This window comes from Franzmannia pantelleriensis (assembly GCF_900102875.1).
GTDB lineage: Bacteria > Pseudomonadota > Gammaproteobacteria > Pseudomonadales > Halomonadaceae > Franzmannia > Franzmannia pantelleriensis.
In genome coordinates this window covers 1-15,035 of the sequence record NZ_FNGH01000014.1, presented here as the reverse complement: position 1 = coordinate 15,035, position 15,035 = coordinate 1, and the positions used below count along the sequence as shown (strand labels likewise).

General features: G+C 62.4%; 10 protein-coding genes, 4 tRNA genes and 2 rRNA genes. All 16 read right to left on the bottom strand.

All coding sequences use genetic code 11. The annotated features are described in order from the left end of the window. Positions 1 to 90: 90 nt before the first annotated feature. Positions 91 to 4,308 carry a DNA-directed RNA polymerase subunit beta' gene (rpoC, locus tag BLT16_RS16600; RefSeq protein WP_089659625.1) on the bottom strand — a complete coding sequence of 1,406 codons (4,218 nt, stop codon included), beginning with the start codon at positions 4,306 to 4,308 and terminating at the stop codon, positions 91 to 93. A 10-nt stretch (positions 4,309 to 4,318) separates the two neighbouring features. Then, positions 4,319 to 8,395 carry a DNA-directed RNA polymerase subunit beta gene (rpoB, locus tag BLT16_RS16595; protein WP_089659624.1) on the bottom strand — a complete coding sequence of 1,359 codons (4,077 nt, stop codon included), beginning with the start codon at positions 8,393 to 8,395 and terminating at the stop codon, positions 4,319 to 4,321. Between the two features lie 235 nt (positions 8,396 to 8,630). After that, positions 8,631 to 9,002 carry a 50S ribosomal protein L7/L12 gene (gene rplL, locus BLT16_RS16590; protein WP_089659623.1) on the bottom strand — a complete coding sequence of 124 codons (372 nt, stop codon included), beginning with the start codon at positions 9,000 to 9,002 and terminating at the stop codon, positions 8,631 to 8,633. A 91-nt stretch (positions 9,003 to 9,093) separates the two neighbouring features. After that, positions 9,094 to 9,597, bottom strand: coding sequence for a 50S ribosomal protein L10 (gene rplJ / locus BLT16_RS16585; protein ID WP_089659757.1), 504 nt, complete (start codon positions 9,595 to 9,597; stop codon positions 9,094 to 9,096). A gap of 279 nt (positions 9,598 to 9,876) precedes the next feature. Further along, a complete protein-coding gene (rplA, locus tag BLT16_RS16580; protein ID WP_089659622.1) occupies positions 9,877 to 10,569 on the bottom strand; it encodes a 50S ribosomal protein L1 in 693 nt (230 codons plus the stop codon). Positions 10,570 to 10,571: 2 nt separating this feature from the next. After that, positions 10,572 to 11,003 carry a 50S ribosomal protein L11 gene (gene rplK / locus BLT16_RS16575; RefSeq protein WP_075880571.1) on the bottom strand — a complete coding sequence of 144 codons (432 nt, stop codon included), beginning with the start codon at positions 11,001 to 11,003 and terminating at the stop codon, positions 10,572 to 10,574. A gap of 86 nt (positions 11,004 to 11,089) precedes the next feature. Further along, positions 11,090 to 11,623 carry a transcription termination/antitermination protein NusG gene (nusG, locus tag BLT16_RS16570; RefSeq protein WP_089659621.1) on the bottom strand — a complete coding sequence of 178 codons (534 nt, stop codon included), beginning with the start codon at positions 11,621 to 11,623 and terminating at the stop codon, positions 11,090 to 11,092. An 8-nt stretch (positions 11,624 to 11,631) separates the two neighbouring features. Next, positions 11,632 to 12,000, bottom strand: coding sequence for a preprotein translocase subunit SecE (secE, locus tag BLT16_RS16565; RefSeq protein WP_089659620.1), 369 nt, complete (start codon positions 11,998 to 12,000; stop codon positions 11,632 to 11,634). Positions 12,001 to 12,072: 72 nt separating this feature from the next. Beyond that, a tRNA-Trp gene (locus tag BLT16_RS16560) sits at positions 12,073 to 12,148 on the bottom strand. Between the two features lie 141 nt (positions 12,149 to 12,289). Continuing rightward, positions 12,290 to 12,364: transfer RNA gene (locus BLT16_RS16555), tRNA-Thr, on the bottom strand. A gap of 32 nt (positions 12,365 to 12,396) precedes the next feature. Continuing rightward, a tRNA-Gly gene (locus BLT16_RS16550) sits at positions 12,397 to 12,470 on the bottom strand. A 43-nt stretch (positions 12,471 to 12,513) separates the two neighbouring features. Beyond that, a tRNA-Tyr gene (locus tag BLT16_RS16545) sits at positions 12,514 to 12,597 on the bottom strand. A gap of 106 nt (positions 12,598 to 12,703) precedes the next feature. Continuing rightward, a complete protein-coding gene (locus BLT16_RS16540; protein WP_089659619.1) occupies positions 12,704 to 13,543 on the bottom strand; it encodes a type III pantothenate kinase in 840 nt (279 codons plus the stop codon). Continuing rightward, positions 13,540 to 14,520, bottom strand: coding sequence for a biotin--[acetyl-CoA-carboxylase] ligase (locus BLT16_RS16535; RefSeq protein ID WP_089659618.1), 981 nt, complete (start codon positions 14,518 to 14,520; stop codon positions 13,540 to 13,542). Before BLT16_RS16535 ends, BLT16_RS16540 begins: the two co-directional genes overlap by 4 nt. A 203-nt stretch (positions 14,521 to 14,723) precedes the next feature. After that, a 5S ribosomal RNA gene (gene rrf, locus BLT16_RS16530) occupies positions 14,724 to 14,839 on the bottom strand. 81 nt (positions 14,840 to 14,920) lie between these two features. Continuing rightward, a 23S ribosomal RNA gene (locus BLT16_RS16525) occupies positions 14,921 to 15,035 on the bottom strand; the annotation flags it as partial.

Sequence of the window (15,035 nt, the reverse complement as noted above, 5' to 3'; positions counted from 1 at the left end):
CTGCGCATTCTACTGTCTTGCTGCAATGCCCGTCAAGCCTGGGCCCGACCAGTGCGGCACCGCTTGCGGTGCCGCACTGAAAGACACTGCCTAGATGTCGTCATCATCGGCATCGAGGGCGGTGAGCTGAGCGCCCAACTCCTGCTCGACGTCGAAGGCCGACGGAGCGAGCGTTCGCTCGGCGTCTTCACGCTTGCGCTTGCGCTCGGCGTGGTGGGTGAGGCCAGTACCGGCCGGGATCAGACGTCCCACCACCACGTTTTCCTTGAGGCCGCGCAGGTAATCGCGCTTGCCGGTGACTGCCGCTTCGGTCAGTACCCGTGTGGTCTCCTGGAAGGAGGCCGCAGAGATGAACGACTCGGTAGCCAGGCTGGCCTTGGTGATGCCGAGCAGCAGACGATCGTACTTGGCCGGGAATTTCTCATCCGCGACCAGACGTGCGTTCTCTTCCAGCACCCGCACCAGCTCGACCTGATCGCCGGTGATGAAGCTGGAGTCACCGGCATCGGTGATTTCGATCTTGCGCAGCATCTGACGCACGATCACTTCGATGTGCTTGTCGTTGATGCCCACGCCCTGCAGACGGTAAACCTCCTGGACCTCGGCGGTGATGTACTTGGCCAGCTCCGTGACACCCAGCAGGCGCAGGATGTCGTGGGGGTTGCTGGGACCATCGGAGATCACCTCGCCCTTCTCCACGGTCTCGCCTTCGAACACCGCGATCTGACGCCACTTGGGAATCAGCATCTCGAAGGGATCGCCGGATTCCGGGGTAATCGCCAGACGCCGCTTACCCTTGGTCTCCTTGCCGAAGCTGATCACGCCGCTGATCTCGGCGAGGATCGCCGGCTCTTTCGGCTTGCGCGCTTCGAACAGGTCGGCGACCCGCGGCAGACCACCGGTGATGTCCTTGTTACCGGACGCCTCCACCGGGATACGCGCGACGACTTCACCGATGCCCACCTTGGCACCATTCTCCGCCGAGATGATCGCCTTGCCTGGCAGCAGATACTGCACCGGGGTATTGGAGCCCGGCAGCGCAACGTGCTGGCCAGCATCGTCGGTGAGCATGACCATCGGGCGCTTGTCGCGACCGGCGGCAGGGCGTGACGCTGACTCGATCACTTCGATCGACGACAGGCCAGTCATCTCGTCCACGCTGCGGTGGATGGAGATGCCTTCTTCCATGTCGATGTACTGCACCTTGCCCTCGACCTCGGCGACGATCGGGTGGGTGTGCGGATCCCACTTGGCGACGGCCTGGCCGGCGTCGACCGCGTCGCCGTCCTTGACCGACAGCTCGGCACCGTAGGGCAGCTTGTAGTACTCACGCTCGCGGCCGTGGTCGTCGGCAACGGCCAGGGCGCTGGAGCGCGAGACCACCACCAGCTTGCCATCGGCACGCTCCACCGACTTGATGTTGTGCAGACGTACGCGGCCGCCGTGCTTGACCTGCACGCTGTCCACTGCCGAGGCCCGCGAGGCGGCACCACCGATGTGGAAGGTCCGCATGGTCAGCTGGGTGCCCGGCTCGCCGATCGACTGGGCAGCGATGACGCCCACCGACTCGCCGATGTTGACCTGATGACCGCGCGCCAGGTCGCGACCATAGCAGGCAGAACAAACACCGTGTGCCGTTTCACAAGCGATGGTCGAGCGCACCACGATTTCGTCAACGCCCATGGTGTCGAGCTCGGCGCACCACTTCTCGTCGAGCAGCGTGCCACGTGCGATCAGCACCTCATCGGTGGCCGGATCGATGACATCCTTCGCCACCACGCGGCCCAGTACGCGCTGTGCCAAGGAGACGATGATATCGCCACCCTCGATGACCGGATGCAGCGTCAGGCCCTCTTCGGTGCCACAGTCAGTCTCGGTGATCACCAGATCCTGGGCCACGTCGACCAGGCGACGGGTCAGATAACCGGAGTTGGCGGTCTTGAGGGCGGTATCCGCCAGACCCTTACGCGCACCGTGAGTCGAGATGAAGTACTGAAGTACGTTCAAGCCCTCACGGAAGTTAGCGGTGATCGGGGTCTCGATGATCGAGCCGTCGGGCTTGGCCATCAGGCCACGCATCCCCGCCAGCTGGCGGATCTGGGCGGCGCTACCACGGGCCCCGGAGTCGGCCATGATAAACACGCTGTTGAACGAGTCCTGCTCTACCTCGTTGCCGTCGCGGTCGACCACGGTCTCCTTGGAGATACCCGCCATCATCGCCTTGGCCACCTTGTCATTGGCCTTGGACCAGATGTCGATGACCTTGTTGTACTTCTCGCCGGCGGTGACGAGACCGGAGGAGAACTGGTCCTCGATCTCCTTCACCTCGTCCTCGGCGCCATCCACGATACCCTTCTTGGAATCAGGGATGACGAAGTCGTTGACGCCGATGGAGGCACCCGACCAGGTCGCCAGGCGGAAGCCGGTGTACATCAGCTGGTCGGCGAAGATGACCGCTTCCTTGAGACCGGCGCGGCGGTACACCTCGTTGATCAGCTTGGAGATCGCCTTTTTCTTCATCGGCTGGTTGACCAGCTCGAAGGGCGCGCCCTTGGGCAGGATGCGGAACAGCAGCGCACGACCGACGGTAGTGTCGTAGATCGATGTCTGCTCGATCAGCTCGCCGCCCTCTTCTTCGGCCAGGTACTCGGTCAGGCGCACCTTGACCCGGGCGTGCAGCGACACGCTCTGGGTGCCGAAGGCGCGCTCGACTTCCTTGAGGTTGGCGAACACCATCGCCTCGCCCTTGGCGTTGATCTTCTCGCGGGTCATGTAATACAGACCCAGCACCACGTCCTGAGAGGGCACGATGATCGGCTCACCGTTGGCCGGCGACAGCACGTTGTTGGTGGCCATCATCAGCGCACGGGCTTCGAGCTGGGCTTCCAGGGTCAGCGGTACGTGCACCGCCATCTGGTCACCGTCGAAGTCGGCGTTGTAGGCGGCACACACCAGCGGGTGCAGCTGGATCGCCTTGCCCTCGATCAGCAGCGGCTCGAAGGCCTGGATGCCGAGGCGGTGCAGGGTCGGGGCGCGGTTGAGCAGCACCGGGTGTTCGCGAATGACATCGGCCAGGATGTCCCACACCTCCGGCAGCTCGCGCTCGACCATCTTCTTGGCAGCCTTGATGGTCGAAGCATAGCCCTGGGACTGCAGCTTGGAGTAGATGAACGGCTTGAACAGCTCCAGCGCCATCTTCTTGGGCAGGCCGCACTGGTGCAGGCGCAGGGTCGGGCCCACGGTGATCACCGAACGACCGGAGTAGTCGACCCGCTTGCCCAGCAGGTTCTGACGGAAGCGACCCTGTTTGCCCTTGATCATGTCGGCCAGGGACTTCAGCGGCCGCTTGTTGGAGCCGGTGATGGCGCGGCCGCGGCGACCGTTGTCGAGCAGGGCGTCCACCGACTCCTGCAGCATGCGCTTCTCGTTGCGCACGATGATATCCGGCGCATTGAGGTCGAGCAGCCGCTTGAGGCGGTTGTTGCGGTTGATCACCCGGCGATACAGATCGTTGAGATCCGAGGTCGCGAAGCGGCCACCGTCCAGCGGCACCAGCGGGCGCAGGTCCGGCGGCAGCACCGGCAGCACTTCCATGACCATCCACGCCGGGGCATTGCCCGACTTGTAGAAGGCTTCCAGCAACTTCAGGCGCTTGGAGAGCTTCTTGATCTTGGTCTCGGAGTTGGTCTGCGGAATCTCTTCACGCAGGCGATCGATCTCCTCGGCCAGGTCGATATCCTTGAGCAGCGCCTGGACCGCTTCGGCACCCATGCGGGCGTCGAAGTCGTCACCAAACTCTTCAAGTGCCTCGAAGTACTGCTCGTCGTTGAGCAACTGACCGCGCTCCAGCGTGGTCATGCCCGGGTCGATGACCACGAAGCTCTCGAAGTAGAGCACCCGCTCGATGTCGCGCAGGGTCATGTCCAGGAACATGCCGATACGCGACGGCAGCGACTTCAGGAACCAAATGTGCGCCACCGGCGAAGCCAGCTCGATATGCCCCATGCGCTCGCGGCGCACGGCGGCCTTGGTCACTTCGACGCCGCACTTCTCGCAGATGATGCCGCGGTGCTTCATGCGCTTGTACTTGCCGCACAGGCACTCGTAGTCCTTCACCGGACCGAAGATCTTGGCGCAGAACAGGCCATCCCGCTCCGGCTTGAAGGTGCGGTAGTTGATGGTCTCGGGCTTCTTCACTTCGCCGTAGGACCAGGAGCGGATCATGTCCGGCGACGCGAGCGTAATCTTGATCGCGTCGAACTCTTCGGACTGAGCCTGCGATTTGAGGACTTTCACCAAATCTTTCATTGGGGGGCTCCTAGCTCTCTAACTCGATATCGATGCCCAGCGAGCGGATTTCCTTCACCAGCACGTTGAAGGACTCCGGCATGCCTGCCTGCATGGTGTGGTCGCCGTCGACGATGCTCTTGTACATCTTGGTCCGCCCTTCGACGTCGTCGGACTTGACCGTGAGCATCTCTTGCAGCGTGTAGGCGGCGCCATAGGCCTCCAGGGCCCATACCTCCATCTCGCCGAAGCGCTGACCACCGAACTGCGCCTTGCCGCCCAGCGGCTGCTGAGTGACCAGCGAGTAGGAGCCGGTAGAACGCGCGTGCATCTTGTCATCGACCAGGTGGTTGAGCTTCAACATATACATGTAGCCCACCGTCACCGGCCGGTCGAAGGGTTCGCCGGTACGCCCATCGGAGAGCGTCATCTGACCGGAGTCCGGCAGGTCGGCGAGGGTCAGCAGGTGCTTGATTTCGTGCTCCTTGGCGCCGTCGAAGACCGGGGTCGCCATGGGCACGCCGCCCCGCAGGTTCTTGGCCAGCGCAATCACCTCGTCGTCGGACAGCGAGTCGATGTCCTCATGACGGGTGCCCGCGGTGTTGTAGATCTCGCCGAGGAACTCGCGGATCTCGCCGACCTGCTGGTCGCGGGCCTCGCGCAGCATGCGCTCGATCTTCATGCCCAGGCCACGCGCCGCCATGCCGAGGTGGGTCTCGAGAACCTGACCGACGTTCATCCGCGACGGCACGCCCAGCGGGTTGAGGACCACATCGACCGGCTCACCGCCGGCGTCGAAGGGCATATCCTCGATCGGCATGATCGCCGAGATGACACCCTTGTTACCGTGACGCCCGGCCATCTTGTCGCCTGGCTGGATGCGCCGCTTGACCGCCATATAGACCTTGACGATCTTGAGCACGCCCGGCGCCAGATCATCGCCCTGGGTCAGCTTGCGCTTCTTGTCCTCGAAACGCTCGTCCATCTCCTTGCGACGGTTCTCCAGCTGCTCATCGGCCTGGGCCAGCAGCTCGTTGAGCGACTCGTCCTGCAGACGCAGCTTGAACCACTGCTGACGCGGCAGCTCGTCGAGGTACTCCTCGCTAAGCACATCGCCCTTCTTGAGCTTGGGCCCGCCGTTGACACTCTGGCCGTCGAGGGTGCGCTTGAGGCGCTCGAAGGTGGCATCTTCGGCGATGCGATAGGTCTCCTGGAGGTCCTTGCGCACCTCGTCGAGCTGCATCTGCTCGATGGACAGGGCTCGGGAGTCCTTCTCGACACCGTCACGGGTAAAGACCTGGACGTCGATCACGGTACCGCGCATGCCGGTCGGCGCGCGCAGCGAAGTGTCCTTCACGTCGCTGGCCTTCTCACCGAAGATGGCACGCAGCAGCTTCTCCTCCGGGGTCAGCTGGGTCTCGCCCTTGGGCGTGACCTTGCCGACCAGGATGTCACCGGGACCGACCTCGGCGCCGATATACACCACACCCGCCTCGTCGAGCTTGCCAAGCGCCGATTCACCGACGTTGGGAATGTCCGAGGTAATCTCCTCGGCGCCCAGCTTGGTGTCACGGGACACACAGGTCAGCTCCTGGATATGGATGGTGGTGAAGCGATCTTCCTGCACCACGCGCTCCGAGACCAGGATCGAATCCTCGAAGTTGTAGCCGTTCCAAGGCATGAAGGCGATGCGCATGTTCTGGCCCAGCGCCAGATCACCCATGTCGACGGACGGACCGTCGGCGAGAATGTCGCCGCGCGCCACTTCGTCGCCGGGGCGCACGATGGGCCGCTGGTTCATGCAGGTGTTCTGGTTGGAGCGCACGTACTTGGTCAGGTTGTAGATATCGACGCCGGCTTCGCCGCCGATGATCTCATCCTCGTTGACCCGCACCACGATGCGCTTGGCGTCGACCGAATCGATCACGCCACCGCGGCCGGCCACGGCGCAGACGCCGGAGTCACGAGCCACGAAGCGCTCCATGCCGGTGCCTACCAGCGGCTTGTCGGCACGCAGCGTCGGTACCGCCTGGCGCTGCATGTTCGAGCCCATCAGGGCGCGGTTGGCGTCATCGTGCTCGAGGAACGGGATCAGCGCCGCCGCCACCGACACTACCTGGCGCGGCGAGACGTCCATCAAGGTCACCTTGTCGGGCGCCATGAAGGTGGTCTCACCACGGTGACGCACCTGTACCAGGTCGTCGACCAGCTTGCCGGCCTCATCCACGGTCGCCGAGGCCTGGGCAATGATGAAGTCACCCTCCTCGATCGCCGAGAGATGTACCACGTCGTCGGTGACCTGACGATCCACGACCTTACGATACGGCGTCTCGAGGAAGCCGTAGCTGTTGGTGTGACTGTAAGTGGCCAGCGAGTTGATCAGGCCGATGTTGGGGCCTTCCGGGGTCTCGATCGGGCACAGACGGCCATAGTGGGTGGCGTGTACGTCACGCACCTCGAAGCCGGCCCGCTCGCGGGTCAGACCACCCGGGCCGAGTGCTGACACACGGCGCTTGTGAGTGACCTCGGAGAGCGGGTTGTTCTGATCCATGAACTGCGACAGCTGGCTGGAACCGAAGAACTCCTTGACCGCCGCGGCGACGGGCTTGGCGTTGATCAGGTCCTGGGGCATCAGGCCTTCGCTCTCGGCCATCGACAGGCGTTCCTTGACCGCACGCTCGACGCGCACCAGGCCAACGCGGAACTGGTTCTCGGCCATCTCGCCAACGCAGCGGATGCGGCGGTTACCCAGATGGTCGATGTCATCGACGTCGCCGAAGCCGTTGCGGATCGCAATCAGCTCCTTGAGCACATCGAGGATGTCCTGATTGTCGAGCACCCCGGAACCGGTGTCGCCTTCGCGACGCAGGCGGCGGTTGAACTTCATGCGGCCCACGCCCGACAGGTCGTAGCGATCCTCGCTGAAGAACAGGTTGCGGAACAGCGTCTCGGCGGCCTCCTTGGTGGGCGGCTCGCCAGGGCGCATCATGCGATAAATCTCGACCAACGCCTCGAGCTGCGACCGAGTGGTATCGAGCTTCAGGGTGTCGGAGATGAACGGACCGCAGTCGAGATCGTTGGTGTACAGCGTCTCGAGGGTGGTGATGCCGGCCTGGGCCAGCTTCTCCATCAGCTCCGGCGTGATCTCGGTGTTGCACTCGCAGATCAGCTCACCGCTGTTGGGATCGACCTGATCGCGGGCCAGGGTCTTGCCGTACAGGTACTCCATCGGCACCTCGAGACGCTCGAGGCCCGACTTCTCCATCTGCCGGATATGCTTCTGGGTCACCCGGCGGCCTTCCTCGACGATCACGCTGCCATCAACATCCTTGATGTCGAAGGTGGCGGTCTCGCCACGCAGGCGTGACGGCACCAGATCCACCGAGAAGCCGGACTTCTCGATGTGGAAGGTGCTGGTCTCGAAGAACTGCTCGAGGATCTCCTCGGCGCTCATGCCCAGCGCACGCAGCAGCACCGACGCCGGCAGCTTGCGGCGACGGTCGATGCGCACGAACACGCTGTCCTTGGGATCGAACTCGAAGTCCAGCCACGAACCGCGATAAGGAATCACCCGGGCCGAGTAGAGCAGCTTGCCGGAGGAGTGGCTCTTGCCCTTGTCGTGATCGAAGAACACGCCCGGCGAGCGGTGCAGCTGGGAGACGATGACCCGCTCGGTACCGTTGACCACGAAGGTACCGTTCTCGGTCATCAGGGGGATCTCCCCCATGTAGACTTCCTGCTCCTTGATATCCTTGATCGCCTTGTTGGATGACTCGCGATCGTAGATGATCAGGCGCACCTTGACGCGCAGCGGTGCAGAGTAGGTGACGCCGCGCAGCTGGCACTCCTTGACATCGAAGGCCGGGGTGCCGAAACGGTAGCTGACATATTCGAGCGCGGCATTGCCCGAGAAGCTCTCGATCGGGAAGACCGACTTGAAGGCGGCATTGAGGCCGATCTCCATGCGCTCTTCCGGGGCCCGATCCTGCTGGAGGAAGTCGTAGTAGGAATCAAGCTGGATGGCCAGCAGGTAGGGCACATCCATCACTTGGGGCAGTTTGCCGAAATCCTTGCGGATGCGTTTTTTCTCAGTGTATGAGTAAGCCATCTGTATTCCCCAGCTTGTTCACCATGGGTGACCGATGCGTGTCGGCGCCACCCGACGAGAGCACTACCGTCAGGCGCTGACGGCAAGCTCCCATATGAGAGCTCGCCGTCGGAATTCGGCTAGCGGCTACGCCAAACGTGGCGGCCGGCTAGTAACAACAGAAAAAGGCCGGTAGCGGGCGTCCCGCCACCAGCCGTGGAAGCTTACGCAGCGCGTGAAGCCATGGGCACAAGAGTTACTTGAGCTCCACAGACGCGCCGGCTTCTTCCAGCTTCTTCTTGGCTTCTTCGGCGTCGTCCTTGGACATCGCCTCTTTGATGGTCGCCGGCGCGCCGTCGACGGCACCCTTGGCTTCCTTCAGACCCAGGCCAGTGATCTCGCGAACCACCTTGATCACGTTGACCTTCTTCTCGCCAGCGCCGGTCAGCACCAGGTCGAACTCGGTCTGCTCTTCGGCGGCGGCGGCTTCGCCACCAGCCGGGCCAGCCACGACGGCGGCAGCGGCGGACACGCCGAACTTCTCTTCCATCGCTTCAATCAGCTCGGCGACTTCCATCACGGACATGTCGGCGACGGCGTTGATGATGTCTTCTTTGGTCAGTGCCATGTTTCACATTCCTAACTTTGCGGGAGGCTCGGTCACCCCGAGCGCTCGTAGATACAGTGTTCGATTCAGACAGCGGGATCGAGTTCGCCGATCAGGCGGCCTCTTCCTGCTTCTGGTCACGCAGCGCAGCGAGAGTCCGAACCAGCTTGCCAGCGGACGCTTCCTTCATGACGGACATCAGCTTGGCGATGGCCTCGTCGTGGGTCGGCAGCGTTGCCAGGCGATCCAGGTCGGAAGCCGGGATGAACTCACCCTCGTATGCCAGCGCCTTGACCTCGAAGTCCTTCTCACCCTTGGCAAACTCCTTGAACAGACGGGCGGCAGCGCCCGGGTGCTCGTAGGAGAAGGCCAGCATGGTCGGACCTGAGAACGTCTCGTTGAGGCACTCCCACGGAGTGCCCTCGAGGGCGCGACGTGCCAGAGTGTTGCGGACAACACGAATCTGCACGCCATTCTCGCGGGCCTGCTTGCGCAGGTCGGTCATTGCCCCTACGGCAACGCCACGCGAGTCGGCAACGACGACGGAGAGCGCATCTTTGGCCGCTTCACTGACCTCGGCAACGATCGCTTTCTTGCCTTCGAGTGCTAGTGGCACAGTGATCACTCCTTCGTGCCGGAAGCCCGTATCGAGCATTCCGGTGGTTACCATCTCCCCCCACTCGCCAGTCGGCCCAGCGGGGGTACCGGGTGATGGTGCTCACCAGAAGACTGGCGGCCACACCATCTGCGCAGGCTCCCTCAAAGGGCGATTAAGCCGCTCGTTCGACGATCGAAGAGCGGCACCTGCGGTCTTTGACGGCGCCCCGCCGTTACGCCTTAACGCCGCGTACGGGGACCGCAAAGTTACTGCCTGTTGCGTCGACGCTCGGCTGACTTACACCAGCGCGGAGTGGTCGACGGTGATGCCCGGGCCCATGGTGGTGGACAAGGTCATCTTCTTGAAATACACACCCTTGGACGTGCTCGGCTTGAGCTTCTTGAGGTCGGCGACCAGCGCTTCAAGGTTGCCCTTGATCGCGGTGGCGTCGAAATCGACCTTGCCCAGGGTGGTGTGAATGATGCCGTTCTTGTCGGTACGGAAGCGCACCTGACCGGCCTTGGCATTCTTGACGGCGGTGGCCACGTCCGGGGTCACGGTGCCGACCTTGGGGTTCGGCATCAGGCCGCGCGGACCGAGAATCTGGCCCAGCTGGCCGACCACACGCATGGCATCCGGCGACGCGATGACCACGTCAAAGTCGAGCTGGCCCTTCTTGACCTGCTCGGCCAGGTCATCCATACCGACGATATCGGCACCGGCTTCCTTGGCGGCATCGGCGTTGGCACCCTGGGTAAAGACGGCAACGCGCACGTCCTTGCCAGTACCATTGGGCATGACGGTCGCGCCACGCACCACCTGGTCGGATTTACGCGGATCGACGCCGAGGTTGATGGCGACGTCCAGCGACTCCTTGAACTTGACGGTGGACAGCTCATTGAGCAGCGCCACGGCCTCTTCCAGGGAGTAGACCTTACCGGCCTCGAGCTTTTCGTTGATCAGCTTGGCACGCTTGGTCAATTTAGCCATGATCAGAGGCCCTCCACGTTGAGGCCCATGCTACGGGCACTACCGGCAATGGTACGCACTGCGGCGTCGAGATCGGCAGCCGTCAGATCCGGCTCCTTGGTCTTGGCGATCTCTTCGAGCTGCTCGCGGGTCACGGTACCGACCTTCTTCTTGTTCGGCTCGCCCGAGCCGGACTTGATACCAGCGGCCTTCTTCAGCAGCACGGCTGCCGGCGGCGTCTTGGTGATGAAGGTGAAGCTACGGTCGGAATAGACGGTGATCACCACGGGCGTCGGCAGACCCGGCTCGATGTCCTGGGTCTCGGCGTTGAACGCCTTGCAGAATTCCATGATGTTGACACCGTGCTGACCCAGCGCGGGGCCGACGGGGGGACTCGGATTGGCCTTACCAGCTGCGACCTGCAGCTTGATGTAAGCCTGTACTTTCTTTGCCATGTGTAGACTCCAGTTGGGTAATAGCGCCTTGCGGCTCCCCGGGTTAATGAGCCAAGCGGCTCATACGACAATGCTCAGGACGAGACTTAGTCCTTCTCGACCTGTGAAAACTCGAGTTCGACAGGGGTCGCGCGACCGAAGATCAGCACGCTGACCTGCAGGCGACTCTTGTCGTAGTTGACCTCTTCGACCACGCCGTTGAAGTCGGCGAAGGGGCCGTCGACAACACGTACCGACTGACCCGGCTCGAACAGGGTCTTGGGTCGCGGCTTGTCGGTTCCGTCCTGCACGCGACGCAGGATGGCATCAGCTTCCTTCTGGGTGATCGGCGCCGGCTTCTCCTTGGTACCACCGATGAAGCCCATTACACGGGGCGTCTCGTTAACCAGGTGCCAGGTGCCATCATCCATCTCCATCTCGACCAGCACATAGCCGGGATAGAACTTGCGCTCGCTCTTGCGACGCTTGCCGTCGCGCATCTCTACCACTTCCTCGGTCGGCACTAGAATCTCGCCGAAGCGGTCCTCCATGCCATACATCTTCACGCGCTCGGCGAGCGAGCGCATGACATGCTTCTCGAAACCGGAGTAGGCATGCACGACATACCAACGCTTGGACATGGAATCTCCTAACCGATGACGCCGGACATCGCCCAGCCTAGAATGGTGTCCATCAGCCACAGCATCAGGCCCACCACCAGCACCGCCACCAGCACGATGGCAGTGGTCTGAATGGTCTCGGGGCGGGTCGGCCAGACCACACGCTGGATCTCTTTGCGCGCGCTGCGAGCAAGCTCAAGCAGGTCGCGCCCCTTGGTAGTGGTAAAGCCGATCACTGCGGCCAGCGCACACAACGCCACAACGCCCAGCACCCGATAGAGGATGGCCTGATCGGCGAAATAGGCGTTACCGACTACGGCAACGACCACCAGGGAAACGACCACCGCCCACTTGAGCCCGTCGTGGCGCGACTCCTGCACCTCGGCGTTATGTTTCATGAAAACGAGACTCCTCAGGGTGCGGCAATCGAAACATGAAAGTATAAGAGATAACGCCAGCCTGGGGAAGACTGGCAGGCCAGGAGGGAATCGAACCCCCAACCTGCGGTTTTGGAGACCGCTGCTCTGCCAATTGAGCTACTGGCCTGTATCGGCGCTGCCGCTTCACCCCTTTTGCAGGCGGCCTACGCAACAGCGGGCGCAATGATAGCGGAAGCTTCTCCGCCTTACAACCCCCGGCACGCCTCCGGGAAAAGAAAAGGCGAGCACTCGGCTCGCCTTTTCAATATGGAGCTCATGGACGGATTTGAACCGTCGACCTCACCCTTACCAAGGGTGTGCTCTACCCCTGAGCTACATGAGCAAAACGCTTGATCCACTGCCCTGACCAGAAACTGGAGCGGGTAGCGGGAATCGAACCCGCACCATCAGCTTGGAAGGCTGAGGTTCTACCATTGAACTATACCCGCTTACCCACTCTTGCGGCCGACGCGACAGCATATCGGCAATTCGTGGTGGAGGGGGAAGGATTCGAACCTTCGAAGCTTTCGCGGCAGATTTACAGTCTGCTCCCTTTGGCCACTCGGGAACCCCTCCAGGCCGCGGCAAATTCTACCGCTTTTCTCAGATCTGTCAAGTGCTTACCCAGCAAGTTCTCAATACTTCCCGGGCAGCCCTGCGGCTGAGAACGCGCAAAATTATGTCAAAGCAGCATCGAGAAGGCAAGCCCTGCACGAATCTTTTCCAGCGCCACCGGCGGCGGAACACTCGGCGCACCAGACAGTCGACCGGCGCGCTCGGCGCTGGTTAGCGGGAAGCAGGCCTCCAGGCCGCCATACACCATGTCCGGCCACAGCGCATGGGGCACGCGCATGCCACGGGAGATGACCCGGGCATCGCCGCCAGTGAGCAACAATGGCATGGCCACACCCTCACGGTCGCATACCTCGGCGTAAACGCGATTCACCGCGCTTACCGCGGCCATGTAGATGCCGTGATTGACCGCCTCGACGGTGTTCTTGCCCGGCGCCAGGAGCTCATCCGCTTCGCTATCGGGATCAATGGCCACATTGCGCGTCCCCAGCTGGAGGCTTTCCTTCATCAGGCGTAGTCCCGGCAGGATGTAGCCGCCCAAGTGACGCCCTCCAGGCAGCACGAAGTCGATGGTGATGGCGCTTCCGCAATCAACGCTGCAGCAGCCGCCAGCCAAGTGGTAGCTGGCTAGCGTCCCCATCCAGCGGTCAACACCTAGGCGCGACGGCTCCTCGTAGCCGTTCGTTACTCCCAGTGCCTCGCGGGTCGAGCGGGCCACGTGCACCACACCGACCCGCCGCCGCAGCAGAGCCACGGTGTCCTGCAGCACTGCACGGCGCGCCACGCTGGAAATACGTACCGCCTCCACCACGTCGAGATCGGGAATATCGGAGCCTGGTCGCCACTCCTCTCGCGTCCACACTGCCCCGCGCGAGCGAATCTCACTGCTGACACTATCCTTGAGGCGCCACTTGGAGAGCGTATTGCCGATATCCAGGTCGAGAATCATGAACGTCCACGCACGCTGATTTCACCACCTGCCAGGCGCCGCTGCTCATTATTGTGACGTACCAACAGGTTGCCTGACGCATCGATTCCTTCAACGCGGGCTGTATAGCGTGTGCTCTGCTGGATGACCTCGATCTCCTGGTCGGCATAGGCATGGCGCCGCATCCACGCTTGTTGCCAGGTGGAAAATCCCTGCTCCTCATAGCCTGACAGCAGATCAAGCAGCCCCGCCACCAGCTCCGACGCCAGCCGATTGCGCGACACGTCCGGCGTCACGTCATGTACCGCGGCTACCGGCTGCTCGATGCGCGCTCGTATCTCCTCGGGCAGGTCCACATTCAGCCCCAGCCCGACCACCACCTCGCAGGGGCCCGCCAGATCGCCGCTGACCTCGAGCAATATGCCAGCCAGCTTGGCCAGTCCGTGCGGCGTCTTGAGCAGCACATCATTAGGCCACTTGAGGGCTACTTCGAGACCGTGTCGCTCAAGCACCTCAGCCACTACTACACCGACGGCCAGGCTCAACCCTTCGAGAACATTGGCGCCACTTTCGAACCGCCAGCCTACCGAGAGCATCAGACTACGTCCCCAAGGACTCTCCCAGCCGCGCCCACGACGCCCACGACCGGCACTCTGAGACTCAGCCAAACACGCCTCGCCGTGCCCTGCCCCCTGCGCAAAACGCTCGCGCAGCAAGGCATTGGTGGACGCCAACTCCTCTTCGATGATCAGGCGGCTCAAGCGGGTCCGGCTATCGCGGGGCAGCCGGGCGACGATGTCGGCACCGTCGAGCAACTCCAGCGGTGTGGCCAGTCGATAGCCCAGCCCCTTGACCGCCTCGAGAGGAACATCCATCGCCTCGAGTTTCTTGAGCTGCTTCCATACCGCTGTCCGCGACACACCAAGCTGCTCCCCGAGCTGCTCGCCGGAATGAAATTCGCCATCGCGCATCAAGCGGATCAGGTCACCAATGGTCATTACAACGGCCCCAGCCGGGAAAACTCATATTCTATCGGAAGCGGGCTACCGGCGGGAATGCCGCGACCAAAGTGCAACTCAATCATCCGGCCTCAAACGACAACTCCCCAGCCTCTGGAAGGCTGGGGGGTTGAATGAAGATGGGAGCCCCACAAACGACGAAGCCCCGACCATCTCATGATGATCGGGGCTTCTAAATAAGTGCCTGACGATGACCTACTCTCGCATGGGGAGACCCCACACTACCATCGGCGCTGAGCGGTTTCACTGCTGAGTTCGGCATGGGATCAGGTGGTTCCCGCACGCTATGGTCGTCAGGCGAAAAACGGAGGAATCATGCCAACGATACGTCTCAACGCATCCGCAACTGCGTCGTAATCCACAGACCCCTTGGGGTTATATGGTCAAGCCTCACGGGCCATTAGTACACGTTAGCTCAACACATTGCTGTGCTTCCACACCGTGCCTATCAACCAGCTAGTCTCGCTGGGCCCTTCAGGAGGCGCAAGGCCTCA